This is a genomic window from Micromonospora sp. NPDC005172 (assembly GCF_040608555.1).
Lineage (GTDB): Bacteria > Actinomycetota > Actinomycetes > Mycobacteriales > Micromonosporaceae > Micromonospora.
The window spans coordinates 53,778-74,215 of the sequence record NZ_JBEXIL010000033.1 but is presented as its reverse complement, the minus strand read 5'-3'; the positions used below and the strand labels follow the sequence as shown (position 1 = coordinate 74,215).

The 20,438-nt window shown below is 71.6% G+C and carries 21 protein-coding genes; 8 read left to right on the top strand and 13 right to left on the bottom strand.

The features are described 5' to 3' along the window. Positions 1-73: 73 nt before the first annotated feature. From ABZV06_RS21970 to mqnE, 4 genes are all read right to left on the bottom strand, one after another. Positions 74-556: a hypothetical protein gene (locus tag ABZV06_RS21970; RefSeq protein ID WP_355247974.1), complete on the bottom strand. Its 483-nt coding sequence runs from the start codon at positions 554-556 to the stop codon at positions 74-76. Positions 557-635: 79 nt separating this feature from the next. Then, positions 636-932 carry a DUF4229 domain-containing protein gene (locus tag ABZV06_RS21965; protein WP_355623726.1) on the bottom strand — a complete coding sequence of 99 codons (297 nt, stop codon included), beginning with the start codon at positions 930-932 and terminating at the stop codon, positions 636-638. Positions 933-969: 37 nt separating this feature from the next. Beyond that, entirely contained in the window at positions 970-1,407 is a 438-nt protein-coding gene (locus tag ABZV06_RS21960) for a hypothetical protein (protein WP_355623723.1), read from the bottom strand. Positions 1,408-1,430: 23 nt separating this feature from the next. After that, a complete protein-coding gene (mqnE, locus tag ABZV06_RS21955; protein WP_355247966.1) occupies positions 1,431-2,600 on the bottom strand; it encodes an aminofutalosine synthase MqnE in 1,170 nt (389 codons plus the stop codon). A 236-nt stretch (positions 2,601-2,836) separates the two neighbouring features. Between mqnE and ABZV06_RS21950 the strand changes: the two genes are divergently transcribed. The 4 genes from ABZV06_RS21950 to ABZV06_RS21935 all read left to right on the top strand — a co-directional run bounded on the left by ABZV06_RS21950 (position 2,837) and on the right by ABZV06_RS21935 (position 9,029). Further along, a complete protein-coding gene (locus ABZV06_RS21950; RefSeq protein WP_355623720.1) occupies positions 2,837-4,399 on the top strand; it encodes a C40 family peptidase in 1,563 nt (520 codons plus the stop codon). Positions 4,400-4,511: 112 nt separating this feature from the next. Beyond that, positions 4,512-6,203 carry a hypothetical protein gene (locus ABZV06_RS21945; protein ID WP_355623717.1) on the top strand — a complete coding sequence of 564 codons (1,692 nt, stop codon included), beginning with the start codon at positions 4,512-4,514 and terminating at the stop codon, positions 6,201-6,203. 256 nt (positions 6,204-6,459) lie between these two features. Further along, entirely contained in the window at positions 6,460-8,292 is a 1,833-nt protein-coding gene (locus ABZV06_RS21940; RefSeq protein ID WP_355623738.1) for a DEAD/DEAH box helicase, read from the top strand. 116 nt (positions 8,293-8,408) lie between these two features. Further along, positions 8,409-9,029, top strand: a complete 621-nt coding sequence (locus ABZV06_RS21935; protein ID WP_355247982.1) for a putative glycolipid-binding domain-containing protein — start codon at positions 8,409-8,411, stop codon at positions 9,027-9,029. A 12-nt stretch (positions 9,030-9,041) separates the two neighbouring features. On the opposite strand, the gene ABZV06_RS21930 is transcribed toward ABZV06_RS21935, so the two are convergent. Both ABZV06_RS21930 and ABZV06_RS21925 read right to left on the bottom strand, forming a co-directional pair. Then, entirely contained in the window at positions 9,042-10,133 is a 1,092-nt protein-coding gene (locus ABZV06_RS21930; protein WP_355623714.1) for a PLP-dependent cysteine synthase family protein, read from the bottom strand. Between the two features lie 22 nt (positions 10,134-10,155). Further along, complete coding sequence (locus ABZV06_RS21925; protein WP_355247954.1) at positions 10,156-10,614, bottom strand: Lrp/AsnC family transcriptional regulator; 459 nt, start codon at positions 10,612-10,614, stop codon at positions 10,156-10,158. 269 nt (positions 10,615-10,883) lie between these two features. Here ABZV06_RS21925 and ABZV06_RS21920 point away from each other — a divergent pair, with 269 nt between their 5' ends. After that, a complete protein-coding gene (locus ABZV06_RS21920) occupies positions 10,884-11,150 on the top strand; it encodes a BldC family transcriptional regulator (protein WP_007454516.1) in 267 nt (88 codons plus the stop codon). A 94-nt stretch (positions 11,151-11,244) separates the two neighbouring features. Here ABZV06_RS21920 and ABZV06_RS21915 read toward each other — a convergent pair whose 3' ends face one another. Then, a complete protein-coding gene (locus ABZV06_RS21915; protein WP_355623711.1) occupies positions 11,245-11,874 on the bottom strand; it encodes a UbiX family flavin prenyltransferase in 630 nt (209 codons plus the stop codon). A 161-nt stretch (positions 11,875-12,035) separates the two neighbouring features. On the opposite strand from ABZV06_RS21915, the gene ABZV06_RS21910 reads away from it, so the two are divergent. Continuing rightward, positions 12,036-13,004 carry a terpene synthase gene (locus tag ABZV06_RS21910; RefSeq protein ID WP_355623708.1) on the top strand — a complete coding sequence of 323 codons (969 nt, stop codon included), beginning with the start codon at positions 12,036-12,038 and terminating at the stop codon, positions 13,002-13,004. Here the strand turns inward: ABZV06_RS21910 and mqnP are convergent. Together mqnP and ABZV06_RS21900 are read right to left on the bottom strand one after the other, a co-directional pair. After that, positions 13,001-13,975 carry a menaquinone biosynthesis prenyltransferase MqnP gene (gene mqnP, locus ABZV06_RS21905; RefSeq protein ID WP_355623705.1) on the bottom strand — a complete coding sequence of 325 codons (975 nt, stop codon included), beginning with the start codon at positions 13,973-13,975 and terminating at the stop codon, positions 13,001-13,003. The two genes, ABZV06_RS21910 and mqnP, sit on opposite strands and share 4 nt — an antisense overlap. Next, on the bottom strand, positions 13,975-15,432 hold the full coding sequence (locus ABZV06_RS21900) for a menaquinone biosynthesis decarboxylase (RefSeq protein WP_355623702.1): 1,458 nt from the start codon (positions 15,430-15,432) through the stop codon (positions 13,975-13,977). The genes mqnP and ABZV06_RS21900 overlap by 1 nt, the downstream gene beginning before the upstream one ends. A gap of 235 nt (positions 15,433-15,667) precedes the next feature. On the opposite strand from ABZV06_RS21900, the gene ABZV06_RS21895 reads away from it, so the two are divergent. Then, complete coding sequence (locus tag ABZV06_RS21895; RefSeq protein ID WP_355623699.1) at positions 15,668-16,543, top strand: alpha/beta hydrolase; 876 nt, start codon at positions 15,668-15,670, stop codon at positions 16,541-16,543. A gap of 16 nt (positions 16,544-16,559) precedes the next feature. Here the strand turns inward: ABZV06_RS21895 and ABZV06_RS21890 are convergent, their stop codons facing one another. The 3 genes from ABZV06_RS21890 to ABZV06_RS21880 form a co-directional block, all read right to left on the bottom strand. Further along, positions 16,560-16,748 carry a DUF397 domain-containing protein gene (locus ABZV06_RS21890; RefSeq protein ID WP_355247937.1) on the bottom strand — a complete coding sequence of 63 codons (189 nt, stop codon included), beginning with the start codon at positions 16,746-16,748 and terminating at the stop codon, positions 16,560-16,562. Then, positions 16,739-17,545: a helix-turn-helix transcriptional regulator gene (locus tag ABZV06_RS21885; RefSeq protein WP_355623696.1), complete on the bottom strand. Its 807-nt coding sequence runs from the start codon at positions 17,543-17,545 to the stop codon at positions 16,739-16,741. Before ABZV06_RS21885 ends, ABZV06_RS21890 begins: the two co-directional genes overlap by 10 nt. A 113-nt stretch (positions 17,546-17,658) precedes the next feature. Continuing rightward, positions 17,659-18,213, bottom strand: coding sequence for a carboxymuconolactone decarboxylase family protein (locus ABZV06_RS21880; protein ID WP_355623693.1), 555 nt, complete (start codon positions 18,211-18,213; stop codon positions 17,659-17,661). Between the two features lie 59 nt (positions 18,214-18,272). On the opposite strand from ABZV06_RS21880, the gene ABZV06_RS21875 reads away from it, so the two are divergent. Then, positions 18,273-18,749 carry a MarR family winged helix-turn-helix transcriptional regulator gene (locus ABZV06_RS21875; protein WP_355247931.1) on the top strand — a complete coding sequence of 159 codons (477 nt, stop codon included), beginning with the start codon at positions 18,273-18,275 and terminating at the stop codon, positions 18,747-18,749. A gap of 161 nt (positions 18,750-18,910) precedes the next feature. Here the strand turns inward: ABZV06_RS21875 and ABZV06_RS21870 are convergent, their stop codons facing one another. Continuing rightward, complete coding sequence (locus ABZV06_RS21870; RefSeq protein WP_355623690.1) at positions 18,911-20,392, bottom strand: ATP-binding protein; 1,482 nt, start codon at positions 20,390-20,392, stop codon at positions 18,911-18,913. Positions 20,393-20,438: the final 46 nt, after the last annotated feature.

Below are 20,438 nucleotides of genomic sequence, written 5' to 3'. Positions count from 1 at the left end.
CAGCGCTCGGTTCTCAGGGGGAGGCGGAGGGGGAGGGGGGCGGGGGTGGGGGCGGGGGGCGGGGGGCGGGGGGTTACTGCTGGTTGAGCGCGTTGGCGAAGGTGTCGTTCTCGGTCTTTTGCTCGCGGCGGCGGCGGATCGTCCAGACGATGAAGAGCACCCAGGCGATCCCGGCCACCACACCGGCGAGGGTCAGACCGGTGACGAGCAGCCAGGTGGAGCCGCCGGCGGTGGAGAAGACGCCCTTACGCGCGCCCGTGTCCCGTGCGGCGGCCGTCTCCCCCGTCGACAGGGCGTCCGGGGCGTCGTAGAGGATCACGTCCGTTCGCTTGGCCCCGCTGTCGGCCACGAAGTCGCCGTGCCAGGTGCAGTTCCGGCGGGAGCATTCCTCGGAGACGGCCGTGAAGGTGCCGGTCGTACCGCCGCCGCCCTTGGCCTGCCAAGCCGGTCCGAGGTCACCAACGCCCAGCATCAGCCCGATGCCGGCGATGACGGGCAGACCGATCCAGACGAACACCTTGGTCCGCCAGTCGTTGATCTTGTTGAAAATTTCCACGGCGGGAGACCCTAACGGCCGGAAGCCGGTCCCGCTGCCCCGTTTCGACAGGCCCTGCGGCAGGGCGCGTCCGCGGGACCTACGGCTGCCGCCGCTCGCTCTCGTCGGACTGCTGGTCTTCGCCGGACTGCTGGTCCTCGCCGGCCAGAGCCGCGCGGAGGCGTTCCTTCTCCGCCTTACGCCGTTCCGTGGCCTCGGCCATTTCCTGGGCCATCTCGTCACGCCAGCCGCGCAGCAGGAAGAAGGAGAGCGCGGCGGAGAACGCCAGCGCCAGGATCAGCTTCAGGAAGACGTCCACGTCGACCAGCCAGAGGGCCGCCAGTACGGCGACGAACAGCCCGATCCGGCCCAGTGTGTACTTGAGCGCCGCGCTCACGTCTATTCTCCGTTCTCCGCGCCCGTGGGCGGGTCATTCAGCCGGTCCGGCGGGCCAGCCAACGGACGCCGGGGAACCAGATCGCCGCGTACGCCACGGTGAACGCCGCCGCCGCCAACGCGCCGGACAGCAGTAGCGGCAGCCCGGCGCCCAGGCCGGCGACCAACAGCCCCACGAGCACCCCGACAGCCGCCGCGACGAGCGCCGCCACCACCCGGGCCGCACCGAACCCCCAGGCCCGGAAGTCGTCCCAGAACAGCCAGGCCGGCAGGATCACCGCCAACCAACCGTTGGTGTGCCCGAAGTCGCCGGCGCCGAACGAGGAGAACGCCCACTCGAACAGCACGAGCGCCAGCACGCCGATGACCAGGCCGGCCAGGCACACCCCGAGCAGGTCGCCCAGCGTACGGACGCGCCCCTCGGCGTCCCGCCGGGGGAAGCTGCCCTGCTGCTCGGCACCACGTTGCTCGGTCATCGACTGCGAGGGTACGTGGTGCCTCAGGCCCAGACCTGCTGCGGCTCGGCGCGGCGCTCGGCCAGCGACGGCGCCTTGTCGTACTCCCGGACGACGTTGTAACGGGTGTCCCGCTCGACCGGCTGGAAACCGGCGTCCCAGATGAGGTGCAGCAGGTCGTCCCGGTGCATGGTGTTCGGGGTGCCGTACGAGTCGGCGTCGTGGGTGATCTTGTATTCGACCACCGAGCCGTCCAGGTCGTCCACGCCGAAGTTCAGCGAGAGCTGTGCCACCGAGAGGCCGTGCATCACCCAGAAGTTCTTCAGGTGCGGCACGTTGTCGAAGAGCAGCCGGGACACCGCGAACGTCTTCAGCGACTCGGCCGGCGAGGCCATCGTCGTCCGCGCCTGGATCCGGTTACGGATCTTGCCGTCCGCCGAGTCCACGAAGTCGTGCTGGTAGCGCAGCGGGATGAAGACCGCGAAACCGCCTGTCTCGTCCTGCAACTCGCGCAGGCGCAGCACGTGGTCGACGCGGTGCCGGGGCTCCTCGATGTGGCCGTACAGCATGGTCGCGGGGGTCTTCATGCCCTTGCTGTGCGCCAGGGCGTGGATGCGCGACCAGTCCTCCCAGTGGCAGTTGTGGTCGACGATGTGCTGCCGGACCTCCCAGTCGAAGATCTCCGCGCCGCCACCCGTCAGTGACTCCAGGCCCGCGTCCATCAGCTCGTCGAGGATCTCGTCGGCGCTCAGGCCACTGATCTTCTCGAACCACTGCACCTCGGTCGCCGTGAAGCACTTGAGCTTGACGTTCGGCAGGGCGGCCTTCAGCTCGCGCAGCACCTTGGGGTAGTAGCGCCAGGGCAGCGTCGGGTGCAGACCGTTGACGATGTGCAGCTCGGTGAGCTGCTCGTCCTCCATCTCCTTGGCCTTGCGGACCGCCTCGTCGATGCGCATCGTGTACGCGTCCTTCTCGCCCGGCTTGCGCTGGAACGAGCAGTACGCACAGGACGCCGAGCAGACGTTGGTCAGGTTGAGGTGCCGGTTGACGTTGAACATCACCCGCTCACCGTTCAACTCGGTGCGCCGGTGGTGCGCCAGCCGCCCCAACCAGGTCAGGTCGTCGCTGTCGTAGAGGGCGATGCCGTCCTCCCGGGTCAGCCGCTCACCGGCGTACACCTTCGCTTCGAGCTCACGCTTGAGTCCGGCGTCCATGGCACGTCCCTTCCACCTGCGGTCCTCCCGAGGGTACGTCGGCCCTCCGGTGACCCCGGCGGCACGGTCCGCGACAGCGACCCACTTCACCGGACTCTCAGCCTCCCGTAACCGGCCGATGCATCGACATCACTGCCGTCGTGCGGTAAGACAAGGTGGGGCGGAACTCACACACTGGTACCGTCCCGACGGCCGCGCCCACCGAGCGCGGCGACGAGCACCGGACGGGGAGCGGAATGGTCGACAGCGGGCGCGGGCGACGGCAGCGACGACGGAGCCCGGTGATCTCGCCGGTGCTGCGCCCGAAGCTCTGGGCCGCCCTGCTCGGCGCGATCGCCGCCGCGGTACTGGCCACTCCCGCGTACGCCGAGCCGACAGTGCCCGCGACGGTGCCGGACACCGGTGCGCGCCCGCCGGCCATCGGCGCCCCGCAGGTGCCCGGCAACCCGCCTGGCGCTGGCGTCCTGGCACCGCCGGTGGTCAACCTTGGCAGCGGCCCGCTGGCCGCCCAGATCGCCGCCGCCGAAAGCCAGGTCGGCCTGCTCGGCGACCAACTACTGCTGACCCGTCAGAAACGGACCGACGCGCAGGCGCAGCTCGTCGCTGCGGGCAAGGTGCTGGCGGCCACGCAGGACGCCCTCCTCCGTGCCCAGCAGGCAGCCGACGCCGCAGCCTCGGACGCGGTGAAGGCAGCCGCCGCCCTGCCCCCGGGTGACTTCGTCGACGACATCCAGGGGTTGAGCCGGCTCCAGCGGATTAACCGGGGCGAGAAGGTCGAGGGCGCCAGCACCGCCGTGACCGGCGAGCTGGCTCGGGCCCGCGCCACCGAGCAGTCCGCCTACCAGGCACACACGGCGGCCAAGGCCGCCGTCGACGCCGCCGAGGCGGAGTTCACCACCGGTGCGAAGGCGCTGCAGACCGCCGAGGCCAGCCTGCTCAAGCTCCGCAGGGACAACGCCACCCAGCTGATCGCGCTCGAACGCCAGCAGGAGGCCGCCGATCAGCAGTTCGGATCGGGCTACGTCGCCGGCCAGAGCAGCAGCGGGGTGTCCGCGCACCCGCGGGCGCTGGCTGCGGTCCGGTACGCGCTCGCCCAACTCGGTGACCCCTACAAGTGGTCCGAGGAGGGGCCGAACGAGTTCGACTGTTCGGGCCTGATGTGGGCCGCGTACCGGTCCCCGGGCGCCGACTACTTCGACCTGCCCCGGGTCTCCCGCGACCAGTACGCCGCCACCCGGGCACGCACCGTGCGGCCGACCGAGGCGCTCCCCGGCGACCTGCTGTTCTTTGCCTCCGGCAGCAGCTGGACCACGATCCACCACGTCGCCATGTACATCGGCAACGGCAAGATGGTGCAGGCGCCCACCACCGGTGACGTGGTCAAGATCTCGGTGGTCGGCTGGTCCCGGCTCTACGCCGTGACCCGGGTGATCGGCGCGGTGCCCACTCCGAACGTGCCGCTCCCGCCCGTGCCGCCGCCCGCCACCACCAAGCCGACGCCGCCCGCGAAGCCGACGCCCACCCCCAAGCCGAGCCCCACCGGCAAGCCGACCACGAAGCCGACGCCCCCGCCGACGGGAACGGGTACGCCGACGCCCACCGGCACACCGAAGCCGACCGCTACGCCGAAGCCGACCGGCGGCACCTCGCCAACTCCGACGGGCAACCCGACCAACACGCCGACGACGCTGCCGACGCCGCCGACCACGGCACCGGCCAGCTCGTCGGCATCCGCGGGGACCACGCCGTCCACCAGTCGGAGCGGGACGAGCAGCGACAGCCCGAGCGCGGGACGCTGATCCGCCACCCGGGCTCCGGCTGTCCGCCTGGGACGATCTGTGGCACGGTGACAACCAGGCACACCCGGTCCGATGTCACGGACCGGGTGCGAGCGTGGCGCGGAGGGCGGAGATGGCCGAGCAGAAAGATCCGGCGGAGGGTGTCGACCGTGACGTCGACCGGGCCGACGCGCCGAGGCTGACGACCTCGGATCCGGCGACCGGTGCCGATACCGGCTCGGCGGCCGTTGCCCCCGGCGCCGCACAGTCCAGCGCCGCGCAATCCAGCGCCGCACAGTCCCGCGCCGAGCAGTCCCGCGCCGGCACGGACACCGCGTCAGCCGACGCCGCCGCGCCGGACACCGCGCCCAGCGACGCCGCGACGGACAAGGCCGCCTCCACGCCGCAGACGGGAGCGGACGCCGCGCAGCTGGAGGACGCCGTCGCCGACTCGGCGGCCGCTCCGGTCCGGGCGCGGGCCAGCGTCGTGACAGCCCCGGCACGCCCCGATGATCTCCCGGCGAGCGCTCCGGCCACCGCGACCACCTACCGTGCGACCGGCTCGGCCAGCACGCTGCCCGCGCAGCGGGACGGCTCGACCGCCAGCGCCAGCGTTCCGGCCTCGACCAGCGCCTCGGCCTCGGCGCGAGCCAGTGCCACGGTGCCCGGCAGCAGCCGGGTCGCGGCCGGCGACGAGGCCACGCCGGAGTCCCGGGCCAGCACGTCGGCCGTCTACCGGTCGGGACCGGTGAGTCCCGAACCGCCCGAGCCGGCACAGCCCCCGGAGCCGACGCAGCCACCCGCGCCGCCGACCCCGGAGCCGACGCCGCCCGGGCCGGGCGAGCCGGAGCCCGCGCCGAGCCCAGGGCCGTACCCGCCTGGTCCGGCGCCGACGCCGAGCCCCTTCCCCACGCCGCCACCGGACCCGGTACCACCCGTGCCCGGGCCGCCCCTGCCACCACCCTCGCCGCTGCCGCCTGTCCCCGGACCCCCGACGCCACCGGTCCCCGGGCCGCCGATGCCGCCGCCCGGCCCGCCGGTGCCCGCGCCACCGCCGCCGCCCGGCCCGATGCCGGCACCACCGTTCCCGCCGCCTCCGGCGACGATCGGCACGCCGGGCGTACGGGCCAGCGCGTCGGTCTCCGCGCCGCCGGCCAACTCCGCCGGATGGACCGCCGCGTCGTCGGTGCGGGCCGACTCCGACGGGTACGCCCGCAGCACGTCGGCCGACCCGCAGGGGTGGGCCGCCGCCTCGGTCTCGGCACCGCCGTCCGGTTGGCCGTCCGCGACGGACGCGGCACCGCGAACCTCCGGTGCGTCCTTCTCTCCCCCGACCGCCACCCAGCGGACGTCGGATGTCGCACCGCCAGCGCCGGGCAGCGCCTCGACCGCCCCTCCGGTGGTGCCCGCGCCCGCGCTGCCGACCTGGCCCCCGTCCACCACCACCCCACTGACCGGCGGTACGGACCACCGGACGACCACGCCGCCTGGCGGCCCCGAACGGCGGGACACGGTGGCTGGCAGTCGCGCCGGCAGCCGGGCTGGTGGCACCGGCCTGTCGGGCACGGTCTACGCCGGCGGCGACGGCCCGGGCTACACCACGATCGCCCTGCCGCCCAACGCGGCGGTGGAGAACTCCGGCTCGCTGACCGGGCACATCCTCGCTCAGGGCTGGGCGGACACCCCGGCCGAAAGGTCCCGGAACACCCGCGTGGTGATCGTCCTGATCGCCGCGTTGGGGCTCCTGATCGGGATCAGCGTGCTGGTCGTCCTCCTCGCCAACAATGCCCTGGACGGTCTGATGGGCAGCGTGCTCAACGGCTGACCCGTCGGCCGGTTGCGATGGTGAGTCCGCCCACTACGGTCGGTCAACCGACTGGCGGCTCCGCCGAACCGCCGTACACTGGTTGGGATCACTGACCTGGCGCGCCTGTGCGCGCCCATGGGCGATCTTGCGGGCGATCCGGCGGCACAGCCGCGGCAGGCCATCGCGAAGATGCGCCCCGCTCGAAAGGCATTTGTTGACCACCTCTGCTGACCACAGCACCGTTCCGTCCGTTTTCGATTCCGCCCCGGCGGCGATCGACGCCCCCGAGACGTCCGACGCCGCCCCGGCCGAGACCGCCGAGACGATCGGCTTCGCCGATCTGGGCCTGCCCGAGCCGTTGGTTCGCGCGCTGGCCCGACAGGGCATCGCCACTCCCTTCCCGATCCAGCAGGCAACCGTTCCGGACGCCCTCGCCGGCCGGGACGTGCTCGGTCGTGGGCAGACCGGGTCGGGCAAGACCCTCGCCTTCGGCCTTCCCCTGCTGGCCCGGGTCGCTGCCGGACGTCCGGCGCGGCCCCTGCGACCGCGCGCCCTGGTCCTCGTACCGACGCGCGAACTGGCCATGCAGGTCAACGACGCGCTCCTGCCGTTGGGCAAGTCGCTCAACGTGTTCCTGAAGACCACCGTCGGCGGCGTTCCGTACGACCGTCAGATCGACGCGCTCCGGCGCGGCGTGGAGATCATCGTGGCCACCCCGGGCCGGCTCGGCGACCTGATCGAGCGCGGCGTCTGCCAGCTCGACGACGTCGAGATCACAGTGCTCGACGAGGCCGACCAGATGGCCGACATGGGCTTCCTGCCAGAGGTGACCGAGCTGCTGTCGAAGACGCCGGCCGGCAGTCAGCGGCTGCTCTTCTCCGCCACTCTCGACGGCGACGTCGACTCGCTGGTCAAGCGCTTCATGAACGACCCGGTGACGCACTCCACCGCGCCGTCGACCGCCTCGGTGTCCACCATGGACCACCACATGCTGCTGATCCCGCCGCACGACAAGTTCCCGGTGGCCGCCTCGATCGCGGCTCGGGACGGGCGGACCATGGTCTTCGCGCGTACGCAGATGGGCGTCGACCGGCTGGTCGAGCAGCTGGCCGCGGTCGGTGTACGGGCCGGCGGGCTGCACGGCGGCAAGACCCAGCGGATGCGGACCAAGACCCTGGCCGAGTTCCGCGAGGGTCGGATGAACGTCCTGGTCGCCACGGATGTGGCGGCCCGGGGCATCCACGTCGACGGCGTCACCCTGGTGCTGCACGTCGACCCGCCGAAGGACCCGAAGGACTACCTGCACCGCGCCGGTCGCACGGCCCGGGCGGGCGAGTCCGGCGCGGTCGCCACGCTGGTGCTGCCCAAGCAGCGCCGCACCACCCTCGCGATGCTGGAGAAGGCCGGCGTGGCACCGGCCGAGACCCGCGTCCGGGTCGGCGACCCGGTGCTGGCCGAGCTGATCGGTGCCCGTGAGCCCAGTGGCGTCCCGGTGCGCGTCGAGGCGGAGCCCCGCGGGTTCGGTGACCGCGGCGGGCGACGGTTCGACGACCGCTCCGGCGGCCCGCGCCGGTTCGGCGACCGGCCGTCCGGCGAGCGACGCTACGGCGACCGCCCGCAGGGCGAGCGTCGGTACAGCGACCGGCCCACCGGCGAGCGACGCTATGGCGACCGGCCGCAGGGTGACCGGCAGTACGGCGACCGGGACAGTCGGGGTTACGGCGACCGGCCCACCGGGGAACGGCGCTACGGCGACCGGCCGCAGACCGACCGGGGTGACCGACCGGCTGGCGAGCGGCGTTACAGCGACCGGCCGCAGGGCGACCGTCCGCGCTACGGGGACCGACCGACCGGTGAGCGCCGTTACGCCGACCGTCCGCAGGATGACCGGCAGTACGGCGACCGCCCCCAGGGCGAGCGGCGCTACGGCGACCGGCCGCAGGCCGACCGGGGTGACCGGCGCTTCGCGGACCGGGACACTCGGGGCGGCTACCGTTCCGAGGGCCGCGGTGGGGACGACCGGCCGCGTGACGACCGGCCGCGTGACGACCGGCCGCGTGACGACCGACGGGGCTTCGGCGGGCGGCCGCCGGCGCGTACCCACTGATTCGGTGGTCCACTGATCGACCCGGAACGCCGTCGCGGAGCATGTGCTCCGCGGCGGCGTTCGCGCATGCCCTGCCGATGACGCGCGGGTCGCGTAACGTCCGGCGCATGGCGACCATGAGCAAGTCGATCTTCTGGTCCCGGACGGACACCGCTGGCAGCGAGCAGGCCCTGCTCGACGACGGCGACACGTTGACGGCGCGGGGCACACTTCTCGCCGTCGATCCGATTCCGTTCACCGCCCGCTATCGGCTGACGACAGCGCCCGACCGGAGCACCGCCCGCGTCGAGGTCGAGGTCGAGGGATCAGGTTGGCTTCGCCGGGTGACCCTGGAACGGGCCACGTCCCGGTGGCGGGTGACCACCGCCGAGCAGGGCGACCTGGACGCGGCGCTGATCGCGGCCGGACACCCCCGGGCCGGTCTTCCCGGCACCGACGACCCGGATCGCCTGGCCGACGCGCTCGACGTCGACCTGAGCGGTTCGCCGCTGTTCAACGCCCTCCCGGTACGCCGGCTCGGGCTGACCGGTGGGCCGGCCGACATGCCGCGCCGGATCACCGTGGCGTGGGTGCTGCTGCCCGGCCTGGAGGTGGTGCCGGCCGAGCAGATCTACACGGCGCTGGGGCCCGGCCGGGTCCGGTTCGCCAGCGGCACGTTCACGGCCGACATCGACCTGGACGCCGACGGGTACGTGGTGCGCTATCCCGGCCTGGCCGAACGGATCGACCCGCGCTGAGGTCACACCCGCTCAGGCGGGCCAGGCCCCGCTGGTCAGGAAGCGCTCGACGGTGGCGGTGTGAGCGGCCAGGTCCAGGCCCTGGGCGGCCACCCAGTCGTCGGAGTAGTACGTGTCGGCGTACCGGTCGCCCGCGTCACAGATCAGGCTGACCACCGAGCCGGTCCGACCCTCGGCCAGCATGTCGGCGATGAGGCCGAACGCGCCCCACAGGTTGGTGCCGGTGGAGCCGCCCACCCGACGGCCGAGCACCGCCGAGCCGGCGCGCATGGCGGCCAGCGAGGCCGCGTCCGGCACCTGGACCATCCGGTCCACGACCGAGGGCAGGAAGGACGCCTCGACGGTGGGACGGCCGATTCCCTCGATGCGGGAGCCCTTGCCGGTGCGTACGGACCAGTCCGCGGCCACCCAGGCGGGATAGAAGGCGGAGTTGTCCGGGTCCACGACGCAGAGCTTGGTGGACAGGCGGCGGTAGCGGGCGTACCGGCCGATGGTGGCGCTGGTGCCGCCGGTGCCGGCACCGACCACGATCCAGGCCGGGATGGGGTGCCGTTCCAGCTCCAACTGGGCGTAGATCGACTCGGCGATGTTGTTGTTGCCCCGCCAGTCGGTGGCCCGCTCGGCGTACGTGAACTGGTCCATGAAGTGGCCGCCGGAGTCCTCGGCCAGCCAGCGGGCCTCGACGACGACACCGGCCGGGTCGTCCACCAGATGGCACCGGCCGCCCTGGAACTCGATCTGCACGATCTTCTCGGGCGAGGTGGACGCGGGCATCACGGCGATGAACGGCAGTCCGAGCATGCGCGCGAAGTACGCCTCGGAGACCGCCGTGGAACCCGAGGACGCCTCGACGATCGTGGTGTGCGGCCCGATCCACCCGTTGCAGAGGCCGTAGAGGAACAGTGAGCGGGCCAGCCGGTGCTTCAGCGAGCCGGTCGGGTGCGACGACTCGTCCTTGAGGTAGAGGTCGATTCCCCAGGCCCGGGGCAGCGGAAAGGGCAGGAGGTGGGTGTCGGCCGAGCGGTTCGCGTCCGCCTCGACAGTGGCGATCGCCTCGGTCACCCAGCTACGGCTGGCCTCGTCGCACCGGTCGAGATGAGTCACGCTCGGAAACCTAGCAACCAGGTCAGGCGGGCTGCGGACCGACCGGCTGCGGGCGGTTCTCCCACTTGGTGGAGAGGGCGATGGCGGTACGGGTCGAGGCGACACCGGGTGTCCGGTTCAGCCGCACGATGAGCTGTTCCAGCTCGGCGATCGTGCCGACCCTGGCCTTGAGCAGGAACGACTCGACACCCGCCATGAAGTAGCAGGACTCGATCTCGGGCAGCACCCGCAGCGACTCCAGCATGTCGTCGGAGTCCGCGCCGGAGTCCTCGACGATGCCGATGAGCGCGGTGACGCCCAGCCCGATCGCCTCGGGCGCCACGTCCGCCCGGTAGCCCAACACGACGCCGCTGCTCTCCAGCTTGCCGACGCGTTCGTGCACGGCCGGGGCGGAGAGGCCCACCTGCCGGGCCAGCTCGGCGTACGACAGACGGGCGTTGCCGCGCAGCAGGTCGACGAGGCTCAGGTCGATGGCGTCCACGGAGAGTGACCTTAACGCGTTGGGCGTAACGCGAGACCTTCGGCATCCGTTGGTCAGGACAGTGAGTAACTGTTCACAAACGGTCCGTCTAGGTAGGGGTCGCACCAGTACCATTTACTAACTTCCCACTCAGTGCATTTTTCGCGTTTGGCGGACACGCCAGGTCCCTGGTGCTGTAATTGCCATACGTCCCTCATGACGGCTCTGGGCTCGCACCAGCCGGGGGCAGTGTGTTCAGCCAGGGGCTTCGTCGACGCGAGGAGGGGGCTGTGGACACTGGAGATCGCCTGCTGACACCGGGTGAGGTCGCCGCGCTGTTTCGGGTGGACCCGAAAACTGTGACGAGATGGGCGGCGGCCGGCCGGATAGGAAGCATCCGGACTCCAGGCGGGCATCGCCGGTTTCGGGAATCCGAGGTGCGAGCCCTGCTTGAGGGGGAGGGCATGCTGGACGAGGTGGACGAGGTCGGAAAGCCACGCAACGTGGGTCCGGCCGCCTCCACCGGGCCGGGTCCGGCCAACGCCGGCATGTACTGAACTGGTGCGGACAACGTCAGGCGGACCGGGCGACAGTCCGGTCCGCGCACCACTGGAACAATCCTGACCGTTCAGCGCCGGGCCGCTTGACCGTTCAGCGCCGGGCCGCGCCGAGCTGGCCGGACCAGCGGCGGAACAGGGTGTGTGGCACGCCGAGCGCGTCCAGCACCTTGCCGGCGACGAAGTCGACCAGTTGCTGCGCGCTGGCCGCCGCGCCCGCGCCGTAGAAGCCGGGGCTGGCCGGCAGCACCACCGCGCCGGCGTCGTGCAACGCGATGAGGTGCTCCAGGTGGCTGCGGGTCACCGGGGTCTCCCGGGGCACCACCACCACCGGTCGGCGCTCCTTGAGGTTGACCTCGGCGGCGCGTTGCAGCAGGTCCTTGGAGAGCCCGATCGCGATGCCCGCGCAGGCCGCCGTGCTGGCAGGCACCACCGCCATTCCGCGTACCCGGTAGGACCCGCTGCTGGGTCCGGCGGCCAGGTCGCCCGCCGGCCAGTGACGTACGTCCGCGTCGGTCAGGTCCCGGTCGAGCCACGTCGCCAGGTCCTCGGCCCAGTGCGCGTCGCGGAACGAGCGGCCGGTCTCGTCGAGCAGGGTGAACCGCGCCGCGCGCGACACGATGAGGTCCACCGGCTCGCCCGCGTCGAGCAGCCCGCCGACGACGGCCGCCGCGTACGGCGTACCGGAGGCTCCGGATACGCCGACCACCCATGGTTCCCGCATGCCTCCAGCCTGCCTGGTCCGCGCCGCGGGCCGCTGGGCACCCCCGCGATCCGCCGCGCCGCGGCCGTCCGAGTTGTCCGGCCGGGTACGTGACTGTCCCGCCGACCTGACATGCTGCCGATGGCGATTTGCACCGGGAGCAGTTCGCACGGGAGGCATCGGTGACGACCGGCGAGGTCCTCTGGGCGCTGCGCGCCGAGTGCCCGATCCCACCCCGACTCTCGCCACACGCCGACCGGGTTCAGCAGTGGCTCGTCGACGTCCTGCCCGAGCTGGGTATGCCGCTGGACGACGCCGCGCTGCACCGGTTGGCCCGGGGAGGCTTCGCCCGGTACGCGGGGCGCCTCTACCCGGACGCCAGCGAGGCCGACCTGCGGGTGCTGACCGCCCTGTTCACCTGGTTCTTCCTCGTCGACGACGCCTGCGACGGCCCGAACCGGCTCCACCCGGAGCAGATCCGGGCGCTGCGCGACGGGACGCTGGCACTGCTGCACGACGGTCCCCGGCTCCGGCACGGCGGTTTGACCGGTCCGCTGCGGCGGCTGCTGGTGCTGGCCTGGCGGGAGCCGCGCAGGCGGATGCCGGCGCGGTGGCGGCTGCGCTTCGCCGACGCGGTGGCCCGGCACCTCGACGGCACCTGGCGGGAGGCGGTCAACAAGGAGGCCGCCGCCCGTCCCGGCGTCGACGAGTACGTCGAGTTGCGGCGGTCCACCTCGGCGGCCGAGGTGTCGTATCCGCTGGTGGAGTTCGTCAGCGGCCGGTCCCTGCCCGATCCGGTCTACCACCATCCGCTGCTGCGGCAGATCGCCAGCACCGGCAACGACCTGCTCTCCTGGTACAACGACCTGGCCTCGCTCGAGAAGGACCGGGCCACCTCGGGCGGGCACAACCTGGTCCTGGCGACGCAGGCCGACTGGGGCGTCTCGTCGGAGGAGGCGGTGCAGCGGGTGGCCGAGCGCTGGCGCGAGTCGATGCGGCGGTTTGTGGCGCTCCGCGCCGCCGTGCCGTCGTTCGGGCCGGCGTTGGACGAGGCCGTCACCGACCATCTCGACGGAGTCGCGTACGCCGTGCGCGGCACCATCGACTGGACGCTGGAGAGCGCCCGCTACCCGACGGCCGCCCAACCTTAGGGCCGCAGGTCCAGGCGGATCACCAGGTCGAGCAGGGCGAACACGAACAGCGCGATGCCGACGAACCCGTTGGCGGTGAAGAACGCCCGGTTGACCTTGCTGAGATCGGTCGGGCTGACCACCAGGTGCTGGTAGGCGAACGCGACGGCCGTCAACGCCAGGCCGACCCACCACAGCCAGCCGAACCCGATCAGCGCCCCGAACCAGACGAAGAGCCCGAAGGTCACCACATGCGTCACGGTGGAGGCGTGCAGGGCGAAGCGACGGCCGTACCGGGCGGGCACGCTGTGCACGCCGATCTGCTGGTCGATCTCGGAGTCCTGGCAGGCGTAGATGAGGTCGAAGCCGCCGATCCACAGCCCGACCGCCGCGCCGAGCACCCAGGCCGGCCCGGAGCCGTCCAGGGTGCCGGTGACCGCGAGCCAGGCGCCGACCGGGCCGACCGCCTGGGCGACAGCGAGGATGGCGTGCGGCCAGTTGGTGAACCGCTTGCCGTACGGGTAGACGACCAGCGGCACCACGGCGAGCGGCGCGAGCACCAGGCAGAGCGGGTTGAGCAGGGCGGCGGCGGCGAGGAACACCACGAGCGCGACGGCCGCGCCGGTCCAGGCCGTCCGCACGCTCACCGCCCCGGTGACCAGTTCCCGGCCGGCGGTACGCGGATTCCGCGCGTCGATCCGCCGGTCGAGAATGCGGTTGGCGGCCATCGCGAACGTCCGCGCCCCGACCATCGCCACGGTGATCAGCAACAGGTCGAGCCAGCGAACCCCGCCACCGTCGACCTGCATGGCGGTCAGCGCGGACAGGAACGCGAACGGCAGAGCGAAGACGGAGTGCTCGATGGCGACAAGATCCAGGAAGGCACGCACCCTCCCCCGCGATCTTGCACTTTCTGCTGGGACATATGGGGAGGAAGGGCGCGAATCGTCGACAGGAAGTGCAAGATCGCGAGGAGTGTCGGGGGTCGTCATCAGATCCCGTACTCCTTCCAGCGCTTGTCGACCAGGGCGGTGACCTCGGGGGCCATGGTCATCTCCTCCGGCCAGCCGCGGGTGTAGCCCTCGGCCGGGAGCTTGCGGGTCGCGTCGACGCCCACCTTGCCGCCCCAGAACTGCTGGTACGACGAGTGGTCGAGGTGGTCCACCGGGCCCTCGGTGAGCAGCAGGTCGCGGGCGTAGTCGACGTTGCCGAAGGCGCGGAACGCGACCTCGTTGTAGTCGTGCACGTCGCAGTCCTCGTCGACGATCACGATCAGCTTGGTGAGCGACATCAGGTGCGCGCCCCAGATCGCGTTCATCACCTTCTGCGCGTGCTTCGGGTAGCGCTTGCGGATCGACACGATCGCGCAGTTGTGGAACACCCCGGCGGCCGGCAGGTCGTAGTCGACGATGTCCGGGATCAGCAGCTTGAGCAGCGGCTGGAAGATCCGCTCGGTGGCCTTGCCGAGACCGTGGTCCTCCTGCGGCGGCTTCGAGGTGACGATCGAGTGGTAGACCGGGTTCCGCTGCATGGTCATCGCCTCGATGTGCAGCACCGGGAACGGCTCGACCGGCGTGTAGAAGCCGGTGTGGTCGCCGAACGGCCCCTCGGGCAGCCGCTCGCCGGGCTCCAGGTAGCCCTCCAGCACGATCTGCGCGTGCGCCGGCACCTGCAACGGCACCGTGAGGCAGTCGACCATCTCCACCCGCTCGCCGCGCAGGAACCCCGCGAACAGGTACTCGTCGATGTCACTGGGCAGCGGCGCGCTGGCCGCGTACGAGACGACCGGGTCGCAGCCGATCGCGACCGCGACCGGCAGGCGCTGCCCGAGCCGCTCGGCGACCGCGTGGTGTGCGGTCGAGTCCTTGTGGATCTGCCAGTGCATGCCGAGGGTGTTGCGGCCGTGCTGCTGAAGCCGGTAGAGGCCGAGGTTGCGCTTGCCGGTCTCCGGGTGCTTGGTGTGGGTCAGCCCGTAGTTGTGGAAGATCCCGCCGTCGTCGGGCCAGACCTGCAACCCCGGCAGCCGGCCCAGGTCGACGTCGTCGCCCCGGTAGACGATCTCCTGGCAGGGCGCGGTCTTGACCTTGCGCGGGGGCACCGACTTGAGCTGCATGACCTTGCCCAGGCCCTCGCGGATGCCGGACCAGCCGACCGGCAGCTCCGGCTTGATCAGCGCGCCGATCCGCGCGCCGACCTCGTCCAGCGAGTCGACGCCGAGGGCCATCGCCATCCGCTTCTCGGTGCCGAACAGGTTGATCGCCACCGGCATCTCACCCCGGGTGGGGTGCTCGAACAGCAGGGCCGGCCCGCCGGCGCGCACCGTGCGGGTGACCACCTCGCTGATCTCCAGGGTCGGGTCGACGGGGACGTCGACCCGACGCAGCTCCCCCGCGCGCTCCAGCGCCGCGAGGAAGTCCTTGAGATCGGTGTACGGGAAGCCACGAGCCATGTCGCCCAGTCTCCCGCACCGGGTGCGGCGCGGCCCACGCCGGGTGGTGTGACGCCCGCGATGGCCCGCCGTCACCTCTAGGTCAACTCGGGTTCCTTGAAGCCGCGGTGTCCCGGCCGCCGGACACGGCAACTTCGAGGAAGGCGAGTGGATCAACGCGCCCCCGGGCATGGCGGGCCGTTCAGCGGGTAGCCGGGCAGGCGGCAGCGGGCGGGACGGCGGTCGGAGGCGGCGAATGGGTGGCGATCGGGTTCCGGCAGGGTTCACCGAGCAACGGGCACGGGTCGGTCGGATCACCATGAACTATGTCCGTGGCGGCAACGGTCCACCGCTGGTGCTGCTGCACGGGTACCCGCAGTGTTGGTACATGTGGCGGCACCTGCTGCCCGAGTTGGGGCGATCCTTCGAGGTGGTCGCGCCCGACCTGCGCGGATTCGGGAGCAGCGACGCTCCGGCCGACGGGTACGACAAGAAGACCGTCGCCGCCGACCTGCACGGCCTGCTCGACCAACTCGGCGTGACCGGTGACCTGCGAGTGGTCGGGCACGACCTGGGGACGATGGTGGCGTACGCGTACGCCGCTGCCCATCCACAGCGGGTGAGCCGGCTGGTGCTCAGCGAGGCGCCGATCCCGGACGAGAGCATCTACACCTTTCCCGCGCTCACCGCGGCCGGGCCGGCGGTGTGGAACTTCGGCTTCTTCACGCTCGACAACGGGCTGCCGGAGGAACTCGTCCGTGGGCGGGAGTCGCTCTGGGTGGACCGGTTCACCGACGCCCTGATGGTGCACAAGGGCAGCATCGCCGCGCCGGACATCGAGGAGTTCGCCAGCCACCTGCGCGACCCGGCGCACCTGCGGGCGAGCTTCGCCCACTTCCGGGCGTTCGATCGGGACATCGCCGACAACTCAACGTACCGGACCACGAAGCTCACCATGCCGGTGCTGGCCGTCGGCGCGTCGGCCAGCCTCGGCGGTCAGGTCGCCGAGCAGGTACGCCGGTACGCCGACACCGTTCGCGGCGAGGTGATCGACGACTGCGGGCACTGGCTGTACGAGGAGCGCCCGGACGAGATGCTCGCCCTGCTGCGCGACTTTCTCGGGGCGGCCTGAGCGGGAGCCCCCGGGGTCAGGGGGTGCGGGCCAGGTGGACGAAGGAGCGCCACGCGGCCGGGCTGAAGGTCAGCACGCCGCCGTCGGGGTCCTTGGAATCGCGGACGTGCACCCGGCCGGGCAGGTTGTCGGCGACCTCGACGCAGGCACCAGCGTCGTTGCCGCTGCGGGTGGACTTGCGCCACTGAGCTCCGGTCAGATCCATGGCTTCACGATCTCCTCGAGCAGGTCGATGGACTGCTGCCGGGGCAGCGCGTCGCTGCGCAGACTCTCCCACCTTCCGAGCAGGGTCGCCACCTCGTTGTTCTCGTCGACGGCGGTGCCGCCGGTCTGGTTGTCGAGGAAGCCGAGCCAACTGCCGTCGGCGGTGCGGCCCAGGATGAACGGCCCGAACAGGCCGGCGTGCAGCCCGACCTTCTGTGGCAACACATGCACCCGGATGTGGGAGCGGCGGGCGCACGCCACCAGATGCCGGAGCTGACCGGCCAGCACCTCGGCGTTGCTCTCCGCGAAGCGTTGCAGGGCGGCCTCGTCGATCACGACGGTGAGCTGCGGCGGGTGCTCCCGGTCGAGGATCGTCTGCCGTTCCAGCCGGGCGGCCACCAGCTCCTCCACCCGCTCGGCGGTGAGCCCCAGGTCGAGCCGGAACACCGCGCGGGCGTAGTCGGCGGTCTGCAACAGCCCGGGAACCATCGTCGCCCCGAAGGACCGCAACTGGGTGGCCACCCGCTCGACCTCCAACCAGGGGCGGAACCACACCGGCTCGGCGTGCCGGCGACCCAGCTCGCGGAGCGAGACCAGCAGGCCGCCGGTGTCGAGCACCTCGTCGGCCCGGGTCAGATAGGTCAGGTTGGGCACCGTCTGGCCCACCTCGACCGATGACACCATGGACGGTGAGTAGTGCGCCCGTTTGCCGTACTCCTCCTGGCTGAGCCCGGCCGCGAGCCGGGACCGCCGGAGCTGGTCTCTGATCATTTCCGCCGTGGACACTGTCGTGGTCACCGCGCCTCACCTTCCGCTGCCGAGGAGGGCCGTATCGGCTCTCCTGGCGCAAGGTAGCGAAACCGCGACCCTGAGTCAGCCCTCTACCGGCATGTTGCGGTAACGCGGCTCGCTCAGGCGGCCGGCGTCCAGGCGTAAGCGGCCAGTTGCGGGTCGAGTGGCGCGCGGGTGAGCCGGTTGGCGAAGGTGGACATGGTGTACGCCCCGACGCCGAGCACCACGTCCAGCGCCTGCCGGGGCTGGTAGCCGGCCCCCAGGAACGCGTCGAGCTGGTCGTCGGGCACCGCGCCCCGGTGTTTGAGCACGGCCAGCGTGAACTGGCGCAGCGCCTCCAGTCGCGGCTCGGGCAGCTCCGTGCCGGCGCGCAGCGCGCTGATCAGCGGGGCGCTCGCGCCGATCTCAGTGATCTTGCCGGTGTGCAGGGCCACGCAGAAGTGGCATTCGTGGGAGGTAGAGATGGTCAGGATGATCACCTCCCGCTCGACGGGCGCGAGGCTGGTCTGTTCGAAGCCCGCGCTGGCGGCGAGGAAGCCGCTGAGCAGCTGCGGCGACTCGGCCATCAGCGCCACCGGAGTGGGAAGCCAGCCGAACCGGCTCTGTACGCCCTCGACGGCCCGGCGGGCGGCGGTGGGCGCGGTCTCGGCGGTGTGGGGCGTGAAGACGGACATCGGTGCCTGCCTTAAGATGGTCAACGTGGTTGACGAAATAGTAAACGTGGTTGTCGAACATGGCAACCTCTGATCCCGCCCGGCCCGGCTTCCAGCTCCCGCTGTTGCTGCTGGCGGGCTTCCGCACCCTGATCGACGACCTGCACGCCGAACTGGCCCGGCAGGGGCACCCCGAGCTGCGCCCCCTGCACGGCTTCGTGTTGCAGGCAGTCGGGGTGCACGGCACCACCGCCACCGAGCTGGGCCAACGGCTGGGCATCTCCAAGCAGGCGGCCGGCAAGACGGTCGACCGGCTGGTCGCCGTCGGCTACCTGGAACGGGTCGACGATCCCTCCGACGCCCGCCGCCGGCTGGTCCGGGTGACGGAACACGGCGCCGACGGGCTACGCCGCTCGGCGGAAGTTTTCGACCGGCTGCGCGAGCAGTGGGCCGACGCCTTGGGCGAGGAGCGCGTGGCGGCCCTTGAGGACGACCTGCGCACGATGGCCTCGGCCAACTGGTTCCGCCTCGACGTGCCGGGCTGGTTCGGCGGCTGACCAGGATCGACACCAGATCGCCGACGTGGTGCCCTGCAGGGCGAATGATGCCGCCAGATCGTCGACCTGGAGTGGATCAAGACCGCGGGTCGACGAGACCCTGCGACACCGCTGACCACGAGCCTGAACCGCCGGGTGGGAGGTGGGCGTGATCCCGGGTGTCATTCCCCCTGATAGAGGCGCGCCGGATCGACCAGGACGACATCCTGATCGCCGCCAGCTCGCCGCTGGAGGTCGTCCGTGAAGCCCGACCCGCTTACGAGCACGAGCCGGACGTGTCGCGCGTCCAGGCCAGGACGGCTGGTGAGGAGATCCCGTGCCCTCGTGAGCCGCTCCAGGTCGACCATCCCTAATGTCCTACCCCACTTGACCTCGCCAATCGCGAGGAGCGGCCGAGGGCTGTCGCCCATCGGTGGCTCACCGAACGCGACCAGATCGAGTTCCACGCTGGTTCGGCTAGCGGGGTCGGTAAGGACGGCGGCACTGGCCTCCGCGACGATGCCGCCGAGCGTGTCCGGTGCGGCAAAGCGCAGCGCCCACTGGCGGACGATCTCTTCGAAGGCCGGCCCCAGCACCGCTGCCGCGTACCGTCGCTGGGATCGACGCCAGACGTCCGCGCCGCGTCGCTGCTCCAACGCCGTCCATGCGGGTCGCATGATCGCCTGGTAGAAGCTGATGAGGGGTTCGGCGATGAGGTACCGGCTCCGGCCACTGCGCAAGGGGTCTGGTTCCCTCGTGAGGAGACCGGCGTCCTCCAACACGGTGAGTGGATGCTGTAGGTCGGTGGCCTTACGACCGATGTAGCCCGCGATTCCACCTCGGGTGCCGTTGCCGTCGGCGACCGCCGCGAGCACCGAGTGGTAGAGGGCGGTGTCGCGAAGGTCCGGATCCTCGGCCAGCAGGTAACGAGCCTCGCGGAACAGCGGACGCGCCGGGTTCAGCACGGCACGCACGACCCAGTCGTCGAAATCGGTTGGCCCGTCGGGGGCGTCGTCCTGGACGTACTCGCGTCGGTAGGCGGGTGTACCTCCGACGATCGCGAACACCCGGGCTGCGAGCAACGGATCGTCGATCCCCCAGAATCTCGCCGCCGCTCGGTAGTCAAGCGGTGCGACGGGCAACTCCAGCCCGGCCCGTCCGCGGAGTGGGGCCGAACCTGCCAGAAGCCCTCCCATGAACGAGAGCGCCGAACCGCACAGCAACAGGCGAGTTCGAGAGCCGGTGCGCTCGATCCGGCCCGGGGTGAGCGCATGCTGGATGACCGATGGGAGGTCGCGACTGGCGCGCGCCAGGTACGGGAACTCGTCGATCACCACCGTGACCGGGCGGTCCCGGCCCAGCGCGAGCAACGCGTCGACCGCGCTCGGCCAGTCGGCAAGGTGCAGTGGGCTCGGGGCTGCGGTATACCGGCCGAGCGCTTCCCCCAGGCGACGGAGCGACTCCGCCGACGTCGCCTCGGTCGCGCCGAAGTAGAAGCCCTGGGTGCTGCGGGCCAGCTCGTACAGGAGCAGAGTCTTGCCCTGCCGGCGGCGGCCGCTGACCACGCCCAGCGTCGCGCCTTGTCGATCGTCCGAGGCGAACCGGACCAGCTCCGCCCACTCGACGTCTCGGTCGAAGATCTCCGCTGGCTTGGCGAATTCCACTGTCACATCCCCACAGAATGTAGAACTACACTTCTAAGAAGTGTAG